The sequence below is a fragment of the Streptomyces sp. NPDC101118 genome (genome assembly GCF_044759445.1).
Taxonomy (GTDB): Bacteria; Actinomycetota; Actinomycetes; order Streptomycetales; family Streptomycetaceae; genus Streptomyces.
On the sequence record NZ_JBIVZG010000035.1, the window covers coordinates 1 to 16,577 of the forward strand.

Genomic DNA, 16,577 nt, shown 5'->3' on the forward strand with positions numbered 1-16,577 from the left:
CCGGACGCGGAGCCGGAGATGATCCGGAGGTTCTTGCCCTTGGACTTGACGTAGGCGTTGATCGAGGGCGAGGGGCCGATGAAGCCGATGTCCAGCGAACCGCCGTTGAGCGCCTCGATCTCGGAGGGGCCGGCGTTGAACGTCTGGGGGGCGATCTTCGTCCCGCCCAGCTCCTTGGCGATCAGGCCTTCCTGGATGCCCACCAGCGCGGTCGCGTGGGTGAGGTTCGGGAAGTAGCCGATGCGGACGGTGTCCGCGGAGAGCTTCTTGCCGGTGGCCGCGACGTTGGACTTCTCGTCCTTCTTCTCGTCCTTGGCGCCGGAGCCGTAGCCGCAGGCGGCGAGGGAGCCGAACAGCAGCGGCAGGGCGGCCGCGGCGAGCACGGAACGGCGGAGGGCGGGGCGGTGGGTGGCAGGCACGGGAGGGTTTCCTCTCGGAGGCCCGGTGCTCACGTGCTCCGGATCAGTGGTCCGGGTACGCGGCCGGGAAGGCGTTCGGTCTTCGACGGTGCAGGTACGGCTCGTGGGGGGTGCGGGCGCGCAGGCAGTGCGCGTACGTCATCGCGCACATCGCGCCACCCCTCCCTGGCCGCTGCCGAGGGAGCCGCTGCCTACGCGGCCGCCCTCCTTCGCGAAGGTCGAGTAGATGTCGGCGGTCATGGTCAGAAGTCCCAGCCGTCGTCGTCCGGCGCGGCTTCCTCGGCCTGGGAGGCGAAGGACTCGCCCGCCATGCCCGCGGCGAGGGTGGTGCCGTCGGCCGGGTCGATCAGCAGGAAGGACCCGGTGCGGCGCGAGTCGGCGTACGCGTCGAGCGCGAGCGGCTCGGCGGTGCGTACGACGACCCGGCCGATGTCGTTGGCCACGAGCTGCCCGGGGTTCGGGTGCTGGGACAGGTCGTCCAGCGTCAGCCGCGAGGGAATCTCCTTGACGATCGCCTTCACCGTGCGCGTCGTGTGCTTGATCAGCACCCGGGCGCCCACGGTCAGCGGCTGGTCGGCCACGTGGCAGACCGTCGCGACGACGTCCTGCGTGGTGGCCGGGGTGCTCGCGGACGGCGCGATCAGGTCGCCGCGCGAGATGTCGATGTCGTCCTTCAGCCGCAGCGTCACGGACTGCGGGGCCCAGGCGATGTCCACGCTCTCGCCGAGCGCGTCGATCCCCTCGATGACGCTGGTCTTCCCCGAGGGCAGCACGGTGACGGCCTCGCCGACGCGCAGCACGCCGGAGGCGATCTGGCCGGCGTAGCCCCGGTAGTCCGGGTGCTCGGCGGTCTGCGGGCGGATCACGTACTGCACCGGGAAACGCGCCGGGCAGGCGGTGAGGTCGTGGCTGACCGGGACGGTCTCCAGGTGCTCCAGCACCGTCGGGCCGCCGTACCAGTCCATGTTGGCGGACGGGTCCACCACGTTGTCGCCGGCCAGCGCCGAGATCGGGATCGCGGTGATCTCCGGGACGCCGAGGGCGGAGGCGTACGAGGTGAACTCCTCGGCGATCTTCGCGAAGACCGCCTCGTCGTAGCCGACCAGGTCCATCTTGTTGACGGCCAGCACCACGTGCGGGACGCGCAGCAGGGCGGCCACGGCCGCGTGGCGGCGGGTCTGCTCGACCACGCCGTTGCGGGCGTCGACCAGGACGACGGCCAGCTCGGCCGTCGACGCGCCGGTGACCATGTTCCGGGTGTACTGCACGTGCCCGGGGGTGTCGGCCAGGATGAACCGGCGGCGGGCGGTGGCGAAGTAGCGGTAGGCGACGTCGATCGTGATGCCCTGCTCCCGCTCGGCCCGCAGGCCGTCGGTCAGCAGCGCCAGGTCCGGGGCGTCCTGCCCGCGGTCCTGGGACACCCGCTCCACGGCCTCCAGCTGGTCCTCCAGGACCGACTTGGAGTCGTGCAGCAGCCGGCCGACGAGGGTGGACTTGCCGTCGTCGACGGAGCCCGCGGTGGCGAAGCGCAGCAGCGTGGTGGCGCTGAGCTGCTCGGTGGTGCTGGTCATGGCTAGAAGTACCCTTCGCGCTTGCGGTCTTCCATCGCGGCCTCGGACAGCTTGTCGTCGGCGCGGGTCGCGCCCCGCTCGGTGAGGCGGGAGACGGCGATCTCGGCGATCACCGCGTCGAGCGTGGTGGCGTCGGAGTCGACGGCGCCGGTGCAGGACATGTCGCCGACGGTCCGGTAGCGGATCTGCCGGGTGACGACCTGCTCGGACTCCTTCGGGCCGCCCCACTCGCCCGCGGTCAGCCACATGCCGTTGCGCTGGAAGACCTCACGCTCGTGGGCGAAGTAGATCTCCGGCAGCTCGATGCCCTCGCGGTCGATGTACTGCCACACGTCCAGCTCGGTCCAGTTGGAGAGCGGGAAGACGCGGACGTGCTCGCCGGCGGCGTGGCGGCCGTTGTAGAGCTGCCACAGCTCGGGGCGCTGGCGGCGCGGGTCCCACTGGGAGAACTCGTCGCGCAGCGAGAACACCCGCTCCTTGGCGCGGGCCTTCTCCTCGTCGCGGCGGCCGCCGCCGAACACGGCGTCGAACCGGTGCTGCTGGATCGCCTCGGTCAGCGGGACGGTCTGCAGCGGGTTGCGCGTCCCGTCCGGACGCTCCTTCAGCTTGCCCGCGTCGATGTAGTCCTGGACCGAGGCCACGTGCAGACGCAGGCCGTACCGCTCGACCGTGCGGTCGCGGTACTCGATGACCTCGGGGAAGTTGTGCCCCGTGTCGACGTGCAGCAGCGTGAACGGGACCGGCGCGGGGGCGAAGGCCTTGAGCGCCAGGTGCAGCATGACGATGGAGTCCTTGCCGCCGGAGAACAGGATCACCGGCTTCTCGAACTCGCCCGCCACCTCGCGGAAGATGTGCACCGCCTCGGACTCGAGGGCGTCGAGGTGCGACAGGGCGTACGGCGCGTCGGCGTCGGCGGCCGGGTTGTGCAGGTGCGCGGCGGTGGTCACGCCAGTCCCCTCTCGTTGAGCAGCGCGAACAGCGACGCCGCGGACTCCTGGACGGTCTGGGTGTGCGACTCGATGCGCAGGTCCGGCGCGGCCGGAGCCTCGTACGGGTCGTCGACGCCGGTGAGACCGGAGATCTCGCCCGCCGCCTGCTTGGCGTACAGGCCCTTCACGTCGCGCTCGGAGCAGACCTCGACCGGGGTGGCCACGTGGACCTCCAGGTACGCGGTGCCGGCGTCGGCGTGCCGCTTGGCGACGGCCTCGCGGCTGTCCGCGTACGGCGCGATGACCGGCACGAGCGCCTTGACGCCGTTGCTCGCGAGCAGTTCGGCGACGAAGCCGATCCGCTGCACGTTGGTGTGCCGGTCCTCACGGGTGAAGCCCAGGCCCGCCGACAGGAACTCGCGGATCTCGTCGCCGTCCAGGACCTCCACGCGGTGGCCCTCGCCGCGCAGCCGCTCGGCCAGCGCGTACGCGATGGTGGTCTTGCCCGCGCTCGGCAGACCGGTCAGCCACACGGTGGCTCCCTGGCCGGTCACGCTCATCTGCTTCTCCGTAGCTTCCGTCACTTCGGTACGTTCCGTCATCAGCCGTGCAGTCCGCACTCGGTCTTGGCCCGGCCCGCCCAGCGGCCGGCCCGCGCGTCCTCGCCGTCCGCCACGCGGCGGGTGCAGGGGGCGCAGCCGACCGAGGCGTAGCCGTCCATGAGGAGCGGGTTGGTCAGCACGCCGTGCTCGAGGACGTAGGCGTCCACGTCCTCCTGCGTCCACTTGGCGATCGGCGAGACCTTGACCTTGCGCCGCTTCTCGTCCCAGCCGACCACCGGGGTGTTCGCCCGGGTCGGGGACTCGTCGCGGCGCAGGCCGGTCGCCCACGCGTCGTAGCCGGTGAGGCCCTCTTCGAGGGGCTTGACCTTGCGGAGGGCGCAGCACAGGTCCGGGTCGCGGTCGTGCAGCTTCGGGCCGTACTCGGCGTCCTGCTCGGCGACCGTCCGGCGCGGGGTGAGGGTGATGACGTTGACGTCCATCACCGCGTCGACCGCGTCACGGGTGCCGATGGTCTCCTCGAAGTGGTAGCCGGTGTCGAGGAAGACCACGTCCACACCCGGGAACGCACGCGAGGCCAGGTGCGCGACGACCGCGTCCTCCATCGAGGAGGTGACGCAGAAGCGCGCGCCGAAGGTCTCGGCGGCCCAGGTGAGGATCTCCAGCGGGGAGGCGTCCTCCAGGTCGCGGCCCGCCTGCTCGGCCAGCGCCCTGAGTTCCGCCGTCTTGAGATCCGCGTCTTGAGCGGTGGTCATATCCCGTCCCCTCCGTTGCCGTTCGACTGGAAGCCGCGGGCCAGCAGCCCGAGGTACTTCAGTTGGAAGGCGCGGTTGCAGGACCGGCATTCCCAGGCGCCGTGGCCCTGTTCGTTCGGGAACAGGTCCTCGTCGCCGCAGTACGGGCAGTAGAACGGTGCGGCGCGCTCGCTCACGACAGGCTCTTCTCGTCCGCGCGCGCCACCCAGGCGGCGAACCGCTCGCCGTCCTCGCGCTCCTCCTCGAAGCGCCGGACGACCCGCTCGACGTAGTCGGGCAGCTCGGCCGAGGTGACCTTCAGGCCGCGGACCTTGCGGCCGAAGCCGGCCTCCAGGCCCAGCGCGCCGCCCAGGTGCACCTGGAAGCCCTCGACCTGGTTGCCGTCGTCGTCCAGGACCAGCTGGCCCTTGAGACCGATGTCCGCAACCTGGATACGGGCGCAGGCGTTGGGGCAGCCGTTGATGTTGATCGTGATCGGCTGGTCGAACTCCGGCAGGCGGCGCTCCAGCTCCTCGATGAGGGTCTGGCCGCGGCCCTTGGTGTCGACGATCGCCAGCTTGCAGAACTCGATGCCGGTGCACGCCATGGTGCCGCGCCGGAACGGGGACGGCTTGACCCGCAGGTCCAGCGCCTCCAGGGCGGAGACCAGCGGCTCGACCTGCTCCTCGGCCACGTCGAGCACGATCATCTTCTGCTCGGCGGTGGTGCGCACCCGGCCGGAGCCGTGCCGCTCGGCGATGTCGGCGATCTTCGTCAGGGTGGCGCCGTCCACGCGGCCGACGCGGGGGGCGAAGCCGACGTAGAAGTTGCCGTCCTTCTGGCGGTGCACACCGACGTGGTCGCGCCACTGCTGGACCGGCTGGTCCGGGGCGGGGCCGTCGGTGAGCTTGCGCTTGAGGTACTCGTCCTCCAGGACCTGGCGGAACTTCTCCGCGCCCCAGTCGGCGACCAGGAACTTCAGGCGGGCCCGGGTGCGCAGGCGGCGGTAGCCGTAGTCGCGGAAGATCGAGATGACGCCGGTGTAGACGTCCGGGACCTCGTCGAGCGAGACCCAGGTGCCGAGACGGACGCCGAGCTTGGGGTTGGTGGACAGGCCGCCGCCGACCCAGACGTCGAAGCCGGGACCGTGCTCGGGGTGGTTCACGCCGACGAAGGCGATGTCGTTGATCTCGTGCGCCACGTCGAGCAGCGGCGAGCCGGAGACCGCGGACTTGAACTTGCGGGGCAGGTTGGAGAAGTCCTTGTTGCCCACGATGCGGCGGTAGATCTCGTCGATGGCGGGGGTGCCGTCGATGATCTCGTCCTCGGCGATGCCGGCGACCGGGGAGCCGAGGATGACGCGGGGGGTGTCGCCGCAGGCCTCGGTCGTCGAGAGACCGACCGCCTCCAGGCGGTTCCAGATCTCCGGGACGTCCTCGATGCGGATCCAGTGGTACTGCACGTTCTGGCGGTCGGTGATGTCCGCGGTGCCGCGGGCGAACTCCTCGGAGATCTCGCCGATCACGCGCAGCTGCTGCGTGGTGAGGCGGCCGCCGTCGATGCGGACGCGCAGCATGAAGAACTCGTCGTCCAGCTCCTCCGGCTCCAGGATCGCGGTCTTGCCGCCGTCGATCCCGGGCTTGCGCTGGGTGTAGAGGCCCCACCAGCGCATGCGTCCGCGCAGGTCGTTGGGGTCGATCGAGTCGAACCCGGCCTTGGAGTAGATCGTCTCAATGCGTGTCCGCACGTTGAGACCGTCGTCGTCCTTCTTGAACTGCTCGTTGCCGTTGAGGGGCGTGAAGTGGCCTACGGCCCACTGGCCTTCTCCGCGGTGGCGGCCGGTCTTGCGGCGCGCGACGGCGGCGGCGGGCTTTTCGGGGGTGGCGGCCATGGCGGTACGTCCTTCTGTGGCGGCTCAAGGCAAGGGGACAGGTGGCGGCGGAATGACCCCGTTACTGCGGTGACCCGGGACAAATGGTTCCGGGTGCGGCAAAACGGGCCCCGCTGCGGGTGTGCGGGGGCCTGTTCCGGCCTCAGGGGGATCGACGCGTCCGCGACGACGGGGACGGCGAAATTACGGCGTGGCTGGTTCCGTCAGCGCGCCGGACAGATGGCGCTGGACACGCGGCCGAGGTCGACGTGCCGCCGACTCACCAAGGCAATTCCAGCTCCAGTCATGGCGGAAGCGTGGCATGCGGCGCTTGGAGGAGTCCACTAGTGTCCGCGATTTGGACGCGAGAGTCTCGAAATGCGGGACGCTGTGGCTTGGGTCACGTGCCGGGACGCCTGGGGGAGGCGGCCCCGGGCGCACAATCCGGCCGGGGTGGCGTCCCGCGGACTCCGTGGGCGCGGCCCCGGGGGCCGGACCGCCGGGGGCCCTCTGGGGGGCCGAGCGTACCCCTCCGGGCGGCCGAGCCGACCGCCGGGCGCAACTCGGCCCGGCGCCGGCGCAGCGGCGGAGCCGCCGGGCGGCCGGGCATGCCGGAATCAGGCATCGGCCCCTGCCCCCGGCGCCCGTCTCGGCGGCCGGACGGCGGGGCGACCGCTGGGTGCGCTCGGGCCGGCGGCGGTCGGCCGGAGGCCGGTGTCGGTGTCGCGGCGGCGGGACGTGGGGCAGACGTCGGGCCCTGAGCCCTGCCGCCCGTCTCGGCCGCAGGGTGCTGGGGACGGCCGGTCACCCCGGCGGGGTGACCGCCGGGTGCGCTTGCGCCGGCGCCCGGTGCCGGGGAGGCCACGGCAGGCGTCGCGGCCGAGTCGCCGGGGATCCGCCGCCCCGCATCGCCGGGAGGCCCCGGGCGCGACCACCGGGCGAGGGGCCGATGTCCGCCCCACGCCCCGCCGCCCGTCTCGGCACGGGCCGGCGAGGACGGACGGGCGACCTCGGCGGGGCGACCTCCAGGGCGCGCCGCCGGCGCGGGTGCAAGCTGCCGGCGCCGCCGCCCCGAACGAACGGCCGGACGGCACTGCGCGCCGGGCGAGGGGCCGGCGTCGGGCCCGCCGCCCCGCCGCCCGTCTCGGCCGCGGGACGGCCGGGCGACCCGGGGCACAGGGCAGGGGTCTGTCGCGCTGCGGGCCGCCGGCGCGGGTGCAGGCTGCCGGGGCCGCCGCCCGGACGAACCGCAGACGGTACTGCGCGCGGGGCGAGGGGCCGGTGTCCGCCCCCCGGCAGGGGCGGCCGGGCGGCCCCGCAGGGGTCTGTCGCGCTGCGGGGCCGTCGGCGCGGGTGCAAGCTGCCGGGGCCGCCGCCCGGACGAACCGTCGGACGGGACTGCGCGCCGGGCGAGGGGCCGGCGTCCGATCCCCGGCAGGGGTCTGTCGCGATGCGGGCCGTCGGCGCGGGTGCAGGCCGGCGCGGCCCCGTCGTCCCGGACGAACCGCCGGACGGCACTACGCGCCGGGCCAGGGGCCGGGCGTCGGGCCCTCCGCCTTCTCCTCGGTCTCGGTCCGGAAGAGCCGGAAGCCCCGGCGCTGGTAGTTGTCCATCGCCGTCGGGCCGTCCTGGCTGCACGTGTGCACCCAGACCCGCCGGGTCGGCTCGCGGTCCGGCCAGCGGTCCGCCAGGTCCCAGGCGCGGGCGGCGCCGACGGTCAGCAGGTGCCCGCCGATGCGGCGGCCCCGGAATGCCGGCAGCAGGCCGAAGTACATGATCTCCACCACACCGTCCGGCTGCGGGTCCAGCTCGATGTACCCCGCCGGGGTCCCGCGGTCGTACGCCACCCACGTCTCCACGCCGGGCCGCTCCAGGACCTTCACCCACTCCTCGTAGGTGAGCGAGAGCCGGTCCGTCCAGTGGATGTCCTGGCCGACCGAGGCGTACAGGAAGCGGCTGAACTCGGGCGAGGGGACCTCGGCCCGCTCGACGCGGATCTCGTCGCCGGGCACGACCGCGGGCCGCAGGTCGTCCGGCGAGGTCTGCTCGAGCGACCAGGTGGTGAGAGTGATGCTCATGCCTGCCAGGGAATCACGGGTGCCCCTCGCGCCCCAAGCGGGTCCTGATCACAGCGGGCGCGGCCGAGTGCGGCAGCAGGTCGAAGGGGTCCTCCGGCATGACGACCTCGACGCCCACCGTCTCCTGGAACCGGTAGGGCCGGTGCGCCAGCACCCCCGCCAGGTGCCTCCTGACCCGGGACATCTCGGCCCGCACCGTCACCGTCCGCGAGGCGTCCCCGAAGATCTCCTCCGCCAGCTCGGCCGCCGTCCACCCCCGCGGGCCCGCGGCGAGCAGGAACAGCATCTCCGCGTGGCGCGGGCTCAGCTCCAGCGTCCACTCCCCGGCGCTCCCGCCCACCGTGGCCGACCAGCGCCGCGGCCGGCTCAGGTCCAGCACCACCCGGGAGACCTCCCCGCCGGTACGGGCCTCCTCCACCCGTATCAGCCAGCCGCCCGGCAGCGGCTCCACCGCGCAGTCGCCCAGCGCCGGCAGCCAGACCCGCCCCGGCCCGAAGGACTTCGGCAGCGGCACCCGCTCCGGCGGCGCCATCCCGGTCACCGCCGCCGTCCAGCCCTGCCCGTCCACCGCCAGGGCCCGCCCCGGCAGCCGCGCCAGCAGCGGCGCGGCCACCGCCCGCAGCCCCTCCAGGGACCCCAGGTGCCGCAGCCGCAGCTCGCTCTCCGCCAGCCGGGCCACCGAGGACACCCAGGCCAGCGTCGCCGGGTGCATGGTCGCGAGCGGACCGCTCACGTCGATCACGCCCAGCAGGGAGCCGTCCCGCGGGTCGTGGATCGGCGCCCCGGCGCAGGTCCAGTCGTGGTGGCTGCTGACGAAGTGCTCGGCCGAGAAGACCTGCACCGGCCGCCGGGCCACCAGCGCGGTCCCCACGCCGTTCGTCCCGACCACGCCCTCGTCCCAGTCCGCGCCCACCTCGAAGCCGAGCCGGTCCGCCTTCCGCAGGATCGAGGCGTGCCCCTCCCGCCACAGCAGCCGCCCCTCGGCGTCGGCGACCACCATGATGTGCAGCGCCTCGTCGAGCGTGGGCAGCAGCCCCTCCCGCAACACCGGCAGCACCTGCCGCAGCGGCGACAGCTGCCGCCGCTCCTCCGTCTCGGCCACCGACAGCATCCGGGAGCGGGCGTCCCGGTCCGGGTGCACGCCGCCCGCCATCATCCGCCGCCAGGACTCGGCGATCTCGGGACGCGGCGCGGCCGGCGGTCTCCTGCCGGCCAGGGCGGCCGCCCGTACGCCCTTGAGCAGGCGCGCGGCCTGCCCCGCGTCCATGGCCGACAGGCGGGCCAAGTCGACAGCGGTGTTGGTCACCGGATCCTCCCCGTACTGAACCGGACGTGCCCCGGAACCGGACCGGTCACCCCGGGAGCGCCCCTCCCCGGGGCCCCTCGCGGACGGTTCCGCACCAAAGCGTTGCAACGGTATGCAACTCTCGCCAAGTCCCGGTCGGCCGACCGAAACTAACCGCGACGCCGCTCTGCGGCGTCGCAGCTCCTCCTCGGGGCGAACGTGGCGGGGGTGGTGCCGAGTCGGCGCGGTGCCACCCCGGTCCGCGGCCGTACGGGCCGCCGCCACCCTCTCTCCGCCGCCAGCCCCTCTCCGCCGCCCGGCGGACACCCCTCTCCCGGCCACGCGGCCGCCGCTCCGGCCCCCCGGTCAGGTACGCACCGTCACTCCGCCCCGGCCGTCAGCCGCGCCCGCTCCACCAGCGCGCCCAGGTCCAGCGTGGGCGGCAGCGTGCCGAAGCTCGACCCCCAGTCCCCGCCCAGCCGCGAGGCGCAGAACACGTCCGCCACCTCCGGCGGGGCGAACCGCACCAGCAGCGACCCCTGCAGCACCAGCGCCATCCGCTCCGCCAGCCGCCGCGCCCGCGCCTCGATGCCCTCCAGGTCGGCCAGCTCCGTCAGCATCCCCTTGACCGCCGCGTCCAGCCGGTGGTCCGCGCCCCGCGCCAGCCCCACCTCCCGCAGGAAGGCGTTCAGCGCCATCGGCTCCCGCTGCAACGCCCGCAGCACGTCCAGCGCCTGGACGTTGCCCGCGCCCTCCCAGATCGAGTTCAGCGGCGACTCCCGCAGCAGCCGCGGCAGCCCCGACTCCTCCACGTACCCGTTGCCGCCCAGGCACTCCAGCGCCTCCGCCACCACCGGCGTGCACCGCTTCGTCACCCAGAACTTGGCCACCGGCACCGCGAGCCGCAGGAACGCCCGCTCCGCCTCGGTGTCCGCGTCGTACGCCGCCGCCAGCCGCAGCGCCAGCGTCAGCGCCGCCTCCGACTCCACCGCCAGGTCCGCCAGGACGTTCCGCATCAGCGGCTTGTCGATCAGCTTCCCGCCGAACGCGCTCCGGTACGCCGTGTGGTGCACGGCCTGCGTGAGCGCCTGCCGCATCACCGCCGCCGCCCCCGTCACGCAGTCCAGCCGGGTCGCCGAGACCATCCCGATGATGGTCCGCACCCCCCGCCCCTCCTCGCCCACCCGGCGCGCCCACGTCCCGTCGAACTCCACCTCGGCGGAGGCGTTGGACCGGTTGCCCAGCTTCTCCTTGAGCCGCTGGATCGCGAAGGCGTTCCGCGTGCCGTCCGGCAGCACCCGCGGCACCAGGAAGCAGCTCAGCCCCTCCGGAGCCTGCGCCAGCACCAGGAACCCGTCGCTCATCGGCGCGGAGCAGAACCACTTGTGACCGGTCAGCAGGTACTCGCCCGCCGCGTCCAGCGGCCGCGCCTGCGTCGTGTTGGCCCGTACGTCGCTGCCGCCCTGCTTCTCCGTCATCCCCATGCCGAACAGCACCCCGGCCTTCAGGGCCGCCGGCCGCAGCTCGCGCTCGTACAGGTGCGAGGTCAGCAGCGGCTCCCACGCGGCCGCCAGTTCCGGGTCGGTGCGCAGCGCCGGCACCGCCGCGTGGGTCATGGACACCGGGCAGCCGGTCCCCGCCTCGGCCTGCGACCACACGTAGAAGCCGGCCGTCCGCCGCACGTGCCCGCCCGGCCGGCCCCACGCGTCCGTCAGCCCCGCGGCCACGGCCTTGCCCAGCAGGCGGTGCCAGGCCGGGTGGAACTCCACCTCGTCGATCCGGTGCCCGTACCGGTCGTGGCTGCGCAGCCGCGGCGGGTTCTCGTTCGCCTGCGCCGCCCACTCCTGGACCTGGGACGAGCCCGCGGCGCGCCCGAGCGCGCCCAGCTCGGCCTCCGCCTCGGCGAGCGGTTCCGGCTCCAGGTGCCGGGCCACCCCCTCCACCAGGGCCGGGTCCGTGGCGTAGACGTCGTACCCGGCCAGCGGCGGGGCCTGATTGGTGACGGTGTGGGTGGTGGCTGCCATGCCGATACGGTAAGGACGTGCAGCCAGCAAATGAAACACCCGAGCCCCCTCCGGGGCGGCTCCACAGGGCCCGGGTCCTGTACCGCAACGTCTCCAAGCGCAAGATGGCCTGGCTGCTCCTCAAGGACACCGTCAACTCGTGCATCGAGTACCGGATCCTGGGCCTGGCCGCCGAAGCGGCCTTCTTCACCCTGCTCTCCCTGCCGCCGCTCTTCCTCGGCCTGCTCGGCCTGCTCGGCTACGTCGACGGCTGGACCAACACCCACACCGTCGCCAGCATCGAGGAGAACCTCCTGGGGGCCGTCGGCACGGTCCTGTCCGACCGGGGCGTCAACGACGTGGCCAAGCCGCTCCTGGACGACGTCACCAGCCGCGGCCGGCCCGACATCATCTCCCTCGGCTTCGCCTTCGCCCTGTGGTCAGGCTCCCGCGCGGTGAACGTCTTCATCGACACGATCACCGTCATGTACGGCCTCGACGGCCGCCGGGGCATCGTCAAGACCCGCCTGCTGGCCTTCCTGCTGTACGTGATCGCCCTGCTCATCGGCGCGGTGGTGCTGCCGCTGATGGTGGTCGGCCCCGACGCGGTGGTCGCGGTCTTCCCGTGGGGCACCGAGCTGATCAGCGTCCTGTACTGGCCCACGGTCACCCTGCTGTCCATCGCCTTCCTGACCACGCTGTACCACGTGTCCGTGCCGGTCCGCTCGCCCTGGATCGAGGACGTGCCGGGGGCCCTGGTGGCGCTGGCCATGTGGGTGCTGGGCAGCTTCCTGCTGCGGATCTACCTGACCAGCACCGTCGAGGGCCCCACCATCTACGGCTCCCTCGCGGCCCCGGTGGCGGTGCTGCTGTGGATCGGCATCTCGGCCTTCGCCGTGCTCGTGGGCGCGGCCGTGAACGCCGCCATCGACCGCGTCTGGCCCTCCGTCGCCACCGCCGCCGCCCGGGAGGCCAACGAGCGGGCCAAGGAGGCGGAGGCCCACCAGCTGGTGGCCCGCGCCGCGGCGTGGCGGGCGCTGGCCGAGGGGGAGTCCGAGGACGACGAGGACGGCGGCGACATGCCCTCCGAGTTCCCGGAGCGCTGGTCGAAGTTCCTGCCGCCGGACGACGTCCAGGCCCGCCTGCGCAAGGAGAGCCACCGGCACCCCTAGGGCCTTCCGGCGGACCATGGCTGGGGCTGGGGCTGGGGCTGGGGCTGGGGCTGGGGCTGGGGCTGGGGCTGGGGCCGGCGCTGGGGCCGGGGGCCGGCGCTGGGGCCGGGGGCCGGGGGCGCCGCGTTAGCGTGGGGGTGTGTACCAGGAACGCGCCTCCCGCGTGCTGCCGGGAGCCGTCGTGTGGCGGGCCGAGCCGGGGGACGGGCCCGCCGCGCCCGTACTGCCGGACGGCTGCATGGACCTGCTGTGGGCCGACGGGCGCCTCTGGGTCGCCGGTACGGACACCCGCCCGCACAGCACCGGGGACGTGACCGCCGCCCGCTTCGCCGGTGTGCGGCTGCCGCCCGGCACCGCCCCCGCCCTGCTCGGCGTACCGGCCCACGCTCTGGTCGACCTGCGCGTACCGCTCGCCGAGCTGCTGCCCGGCGTCCGGCTGCCCGGCGTCCGGCTGCCGGACGGGGAGCGCACCGGGCCGGGTGCCGCCCGCGCCCTGGAGGACCTCGCCGCCCGGCTGGCCGCCGCCGCACCGCCGCCCGACCCCCTGGCCGCCGGGATCGTGGCGCACCTGCGCGCCGGGCACTCGGTGGCCCGTACGGCCGAGGCCGTCGGGCTGGGCGCCCGGCAGCTGCACCGCCGCTCCCGCGAGGCCTTCGGCTACGGGCCCAAGACGCTGGCCCGGGTGCTCCGGCTGCGCCGCGCGCTGGCCCTGGCCCGCACGGGCATGCCGGCCGCGGAGATCGCGTACGCCGTCGGCTGCGCGGACCAGGCGCACCTGGCCAGGGAGGTCAGGGAGCTGGCCGGGACCACCCTCGGCGCCTACAGCGCGGCGAACAGGGAGACACCGCAGCCGTCCGGGTCCAGCACCACGGCGTAGCGCTGCCCCCAGAACGCGTCCCAGGGCTTGAGGTGTCCCGGGTGGCCCGCGTCCGTCAGTTCCGCGTACAGGGCGTCGACCTCGGCGGGGGAGTCGCAGCGGAAGGCCAGCTCGCGCCGGTCGCCGCCCGTCGGCCGGGTCCAGGACGGGTCGAAGGAACGGACCGTGTCCTCCGTGTCCCAGGCGATCCGCAGCCCGCCCGGCAGTTCCGCCTCGACGTGCGGCTGCGCGTCGGCGTCCGGGGGCAGCGTGAAGCCGAGCCTCCGGTAGAAGGAGAGCGAGGCGGCCATGTCGGAGACGACCAGGCCGATCATGTCGAGTCGTGGAGTCATGGGCCCATGCTGGCCCCGCCGGGCGGCCGGGTCTTGAAGGAATCGGACGCGCGGCGCGGCGCCCGGACCGGCCGGCGGAAAAAGAATTGACGGGCGTGCACGGGGGAGGGTTATGGTTCCGGAGTACCTGAGGGGCGGGACGCCGCTTGGGTGCCAACAGGACGTACCGACACGTGGATCCGACCAGGAGGTGGACTTTCGATGACTGCCGTCGCGCTGGGCGCTGCCCGCATCCCGAAGCTCGTCGTTCCCACTTCCGTGGTCTCCGGCTGACCTCTTCTTCCTCCGCGCCGCGCCGTCGTGCGCGTGTGCCGCCGGGACCGCCCACCGTGAAGGGTCCCCCTTGTCTCTCTCCGCCTCTCAGGCATCTTTCGCTTCTTCTTCCTCTTCTCCTGCTCCTTCTGCTTCTGCTTCTGCCGCTTCGGCTTCCGACGCCTCCGCCGCGCTCGCCCCGTACGGCTGGGACGCCGGCTGGGAGGCCGAGTTCGCGCCGTACGCCGCCGAGGGCCTGCTCGCCGGCCGGGTGGTACGGGTCGACCGCGGCCAGTGCGACCTCGTCACCGCCGAGGGCCCGGTCCGCGCGGACACCGCCTTCGTCACCCCGCACGACCCGCTCCGGGTCATCTGCACCGGCGACTGGGCGGCGGTCGAACCCGGGGGCAACCCGCGGTACGTCAAGGCGTACCTGCCGCGCCGGACCGCGTTCGTGCGGTCCACCTCCTCCCAGCGCTCCGAGGGGCAGATCCTCGCCGCCAACGTCGACCACGCGGTCATCGCGGTCTCGCTCGCCGTGGAGCTGGACCTCGGCCGCATCGAGCGCTTCCTCGCCCTGGCCTGGGAGTCCGGCGCGCAGCCGCTCGTCGTGCTGACCAAGGCGGACCTCGTACCGGACCCGGCCGCCCTCTCGTACCTGGTCCAGGACGTGGAGACGGCCGCCCCCGGCGTCCAGGTGCTCACGGTCAGCTCCCTGACCGGCGAGGGCATGGACGTGCTCGGTGCGGTCCTCGGCTCCGGCACCAGCGTGCTGCTGGGCATCTCCGGCGCCGGCAAGTCGACCCTGGCCAACGCCCTGCTGGGCGAGCAGGTCATGGACGTCCAGGCCACCCGCGAGGTGGACGGCAAGGGCCGGCACACCACCACGACCCGCAACCTCCTCCGCATGCCGGGCGGGGGCGTCCTCATCGACACCCCCGGCCTGCGCGGGGTGGGCCTGTGGGACGCGGAGACCGGCGTCGGCCAGGTCTTCGCCGAGATCGAGGAGCTGGCCGAGGACTGCCGCTTCCACGACTGCGCCCACGAGAGCGAGCCCGGCTGTGCCGTGCGGGCGGCGCTGGAGTCCGGCGCGCTGCCCGAGCGGCGGCTGGACAGCTACCGCAAGCTGCTCCGCGAGAACCAGCGGATCGTGGCCAAGACCGACGCCCGCCTGCGGGCGGAGATCCGCCGTGACTGGCGGCTGAAGTCGGCCGAGGGGCGGGCCAATTACGCGGCGAAGCGCGGCGGCCACGGCTGACGGTCCGCCTTCGCGGGTGTCGGGCCGCCTGCGCGGGTGTCGGGCGCCTTTCGCGGTCGTGGGGCGGCCTCCGCGATTGTCGGGCGGCCTCCGCGGTTGACGGGACGCCTCCGCGATTGTCGGGCTCGCGCCTTCCGCGGCTGGCCCCGGTCACGCCGGACCGGCCCCCTCCCGGGGTGCCGGTCCGGCACGGCCGTCACAGGCCCCATGAGTGCACCCGTGCCGGGTGGATGCGGATGACCTCCTGGCTGAAGTGGGGTCCGAGTCCGTGTGGCCCGGTCAGCAGTTCCGCCTCGCCCCTGATCTCGATCCCGCGCACCCGCCACGGGCGGGTGCTGACCAGGTCGTCGACGACCAGCGCGAGCCACGGGTTCGCCGTCAGGTTGCGCCACTTCCTGGTGGTGCCCATCGCCATGCCGCCGACCAGGACCGTGCCGTCGTCCTGGAGGAAGAACCCGACCGGGTTCGCCTGCGGCCGCCCCTGGGGATCGACGGTCGCCAGGCGGCCCAGGGGCTGGGTGCCGAGGTAGGCCACCTCGGCCTCGGTGAATCCGGTGAAGTCCCTCATGCCGACCAGCATCCGCGGCGTACCGCGCCCGCGCATCGGTCCCCGGTCCCGGTTCCCCGGACGTAGGCCCGCCGGGCGGACGTACGGGAGGGAGGGAGTACGGGAGTACGGGCGTACTCCGGCCCCGCAGAAGGGCGTTCACCCGACCGCGGGAGGATGGGGCGGACCCCGCCGCCCCGGCCAGATGACGGCCTCCGACGCGGCGATGGCGAAGCTGTACGCGCGGACGATGCGGCTGGCGGAGGGCAACCCGGTGCCGGGCGGGTCGTTCCAGGAGATACACGACGCGCTCCAGGACCTCTGGGAACGCGGGCTGGCCCTGCGCGGCACGATGCGGGCCGACCTGGGCGTGGGGGCCGGGGCGGACCTGGGCGCCGCGGGCGTGACGGCGCCGGCCCCGTCGGCCCCGTCGGCGCAGGGGACCGGAGCGGGGCAGGCGGAGGCTGCGGGCGGTACCGCGGCCCGTACAGCCGGTACCGCAGCCGGTACCGCAGCCGGTACCGCGGAGGCGTGAGGGCTGCCCGGCCAGGGTGGGGCTGAGGCGGCCTCTGCTCCTTTCCCCGGTCGGTCACTCCGGGCCCTGTCCGTCCCCGCCTTTGGCCAGCCGGCCGCCTGGTCCGTGTCCGCCGGCCGCCCGGTCGTCGTCCGCCGGTTCCTGTTCCGGAGTCG

At 73.9% G+C, this 16,577-nt stretch carries 17 protein-coding genes; 4 read left to right on the forward strand and 13 right to left on the reverse strand.

The window, feature by feature from the left end; translation table 11 throughout:
• From ACIQUQ_RS34000 to ACIQUQ_RS34050, 11 genes are all read right to left on the reverse strand, one after another.
• The coding region (locus tag ACIQUQ_RS34000) for an ABC transporter substrate-binding protein (protein ID WP_403983819.1) at window positions 1-419 on the reverse strand (419 nt) is incomplete at its 3' end.
• Between the two features lie 242 nt (window positions 420-661).
• On the reverse strand, window positions 662-1,990 hold the full coding sequence (locus ACIQUQ_RS34005; protein WP_403983821.1) for a sulfate adenylyltransferase subunit 1: 1,329 nt from the start codon (window positions 1,988-1,990) through the stop codon (window positions 662-664).
• 2 nt (window positions 1,991-1,992) lie between these two features.
• The gene (cysD, locus tag ACIQUQ_RS34010) at window positions 1,993-2,919 is read right to left on the reverse strand and encodes a sulfate adenylyltransferase subunit CysD (protein ID WP_403983902.1); all 927 of its coding nucleotides are present in this window, start codon (window positions 2,917-2,919) and stop codon (window positions 1,993-1,995) included.
• Between the two features lie 14 nt (window positions 2,920-2,933).
• Window positions 2,934-3,479 carry an adenylyl-sulfate kinase gene (cysC, locus tag ACIQUQ_RS34015; protein WP_403983904.1) on the reverse strand — a complete coding sequence of 182 codons (546 nt, stop codon included), beginning with the start codon at window positions 3,477-3,479 and terminating at the stop codon, window positions 2,934-2,936.
• A 41-nt stretch (window positions 3,480-3,520) separates the two neighbouring features.
• Window positions 3,521-4,234 carry a phosphoadenylyl-sulfate reductase gene (locus ACIQUQ_RS34020; protein WP_403983823.1) on the reverse strand — a complete coding sequence of 238 codons (714 nt, stop codon included), beginning with the start codon at window positions 4,232-4,234 and terminating at the stop codon, window positions 3,521-3,523.
• A complete protein-coding gene (locus ACIQUQ_RS34025; RefSeq protein ID WP_399940589.1) occupies window positions 4,231-4,410 on the reverse strand; it encodes a hypothetical protein in 180 nt (59 codons plus the stop codon). Before ACIQUQ_RS34025 ends, ACIQUQ_RS34020 begins: the two co-directional genes overlap by 4 nt.
• Entirely contained in the window at window positions 4,407-6,104 is a 1,698-nt protein-coding gene (locus ACIQUQ_RS34030) for a nitrite/sulfite reductase (RefSeq protein ID WP_403983825.1), read from the reverse strand. The genes ACIQUQ_RS34025 and ACIQUQ_RS34030 overlap by 4 nt, the downstream gene beginning before the upstream one ends.
• Window positions 6,105-6,307: 203 nt before the next feature.
• The gene (locus ACIQUQ_RS34035; protein WP_399942109.1) at window positions 6,308-6,391 is read right to left on the reverse strand and encodes a putative leader peptide; all 84 of its coding nucleotides are present in this window, start codon (window positions 6,389-6,391) and stop codon (window positions 6,308-6,310) included.
• Between the two features lie 1,209 nt (window positions 6,392-7,600).
• Window positions 7,601-8,161 (reverse strand): GNAT family N-acetyltransferase, encoded by a 561-nt coding sequence (locus ACIQUQ_RS34040; RefSeq protein WP_403983827.1) that lies wholly within the window; start codon window positions 8,159-8,161, stop codon window positions 7,601-7,603.
• Window positions 8,162-8,174: 13 nt separating this feature from the next.
• A complete protein-coding gene (locus ACIQUQ_RS34045) occupies window positions 8,175-9,467 on the reverse strand; it encodes a GAF domain-containing protein (protein ID WP_403983829.1) in 1,293 nt (430 codons plus the stop codon).
• A gap of 359 nt (window positions 9,468-9,826) precedes the next feature.
• Window positions 9,827-11,470, reverse strand: coding sequence for an acyl-CoA dehydrogenase family protein (locus ACIQUQ_RS34050; protein ID WP_403983831.1), 1,644 nt, complete (start codon window positions 11,468-11,470; stop codon window positions 9,827-9,829).
• A 17-nt stretch (window positions 11,471-11,487) separates the two neighbouring features.
• Between ACIQUQ_RS34050 and ACIQUQ_RS34055 the strand changes: the two genes are divergently transcribed.
• Together ACIQUQ_RS34055 and ACIQUQ_RS34060 are read left to right on the forward strand one after the other, a co-directional pair.
• Entirely contained in the window at window positions 11,488-12,621 is a 1,134-nt protein-coding gene (locus ACIQUQ_RS34055; RefSeq protein WP_403983833.1) for a YihY/virulence factor BrkB family protein, read from the forward strand.
• Between the two features lie 139 nt (window positions 12,622-12,760).
• Window positions 12,761-13,498 carry a helix-turn-helix domain-containing protein gene (locus ACIQUQ_RS34060; RefSeq protein ID WP_403983835.1) on the forward strand — a complete coding sequence of 246 codons (738 nt, stop codon included), beginning with the start codon at window positions 12,761-12,763 and terminating at the stop codon, window positions 13,496-13,498.
• Here ACIQUQ_RS34060 and ACIQUQ_RS34065 read toward each other — a convergent pair.
• Window positions 13,441-13,830: a VOC family protein gene (locus ACIQUQ_RS34065; protein ID WP_403983838.1), complete on the reverse strand. Its 390-nt coding sequence runs from the start codon at window positions 13,828-13,830 to the stop codon at window positions 13,441-13,443. The two genes, ACIQUQ_RS34060 and ACIQUQ_RS34065, sit on opposite strands and share 58 nt — an antisense overlap.
• A gap of 343 nt (window positions 13,831-14,173) precedes the next feature.
• Between ACIQUQ_RS34065 and rsgA the strand changes: the two genes are divergently transcribed.
• The gene (rsgA, locus tag ACIQUQ_RS34070; protein ID WP_403983840.1) at window positions 14,174-15,340 is read left to right on the forward strand and encodes a ribosome small subunit-dependent GTPase A; all 1,167 of its coding nucleotides are present in this window, start codon (window positions 14,174-14,176) and stop codon (window positions 15,338-15,340) included.
• Window positions 15,341-15,536: 196 nt separating this feature from the next.
• Here the strand turns inward: rsgA and ACIQUQ_RS34075 are convergent, their stop codons facing one another.
• On the reverse strand, window positions 15,537-15,908 hold the full coding sequence (locus ACIQUQ_RS34075) for a PPOX class F420-dependent oxidoreductase (RefSeq protein ID WP_403983842.1): 372 nt from the start codon (window positions 15,906-15,908) through the stop codon (window positions 15,537-15,539).
• Window positions 15,909-16,092: 184 nt separating this feature from the next.
• On the opposite strand from ACIQUQ_RS34075, the gene ACIQUQ_RS34080 reads away from it, so the two are divergent.
• Entirely contained in the window at window positions 16,093-16,422 is a 330-nt protein-coding gene (locus ACIQUQ_RS34080) for a hypothetical protein (RefSeq protein ID WP_403983844.1), read from the forward strand.
• Window positions 16,423-16,577 lie beyond the last annotated feature (155 nt).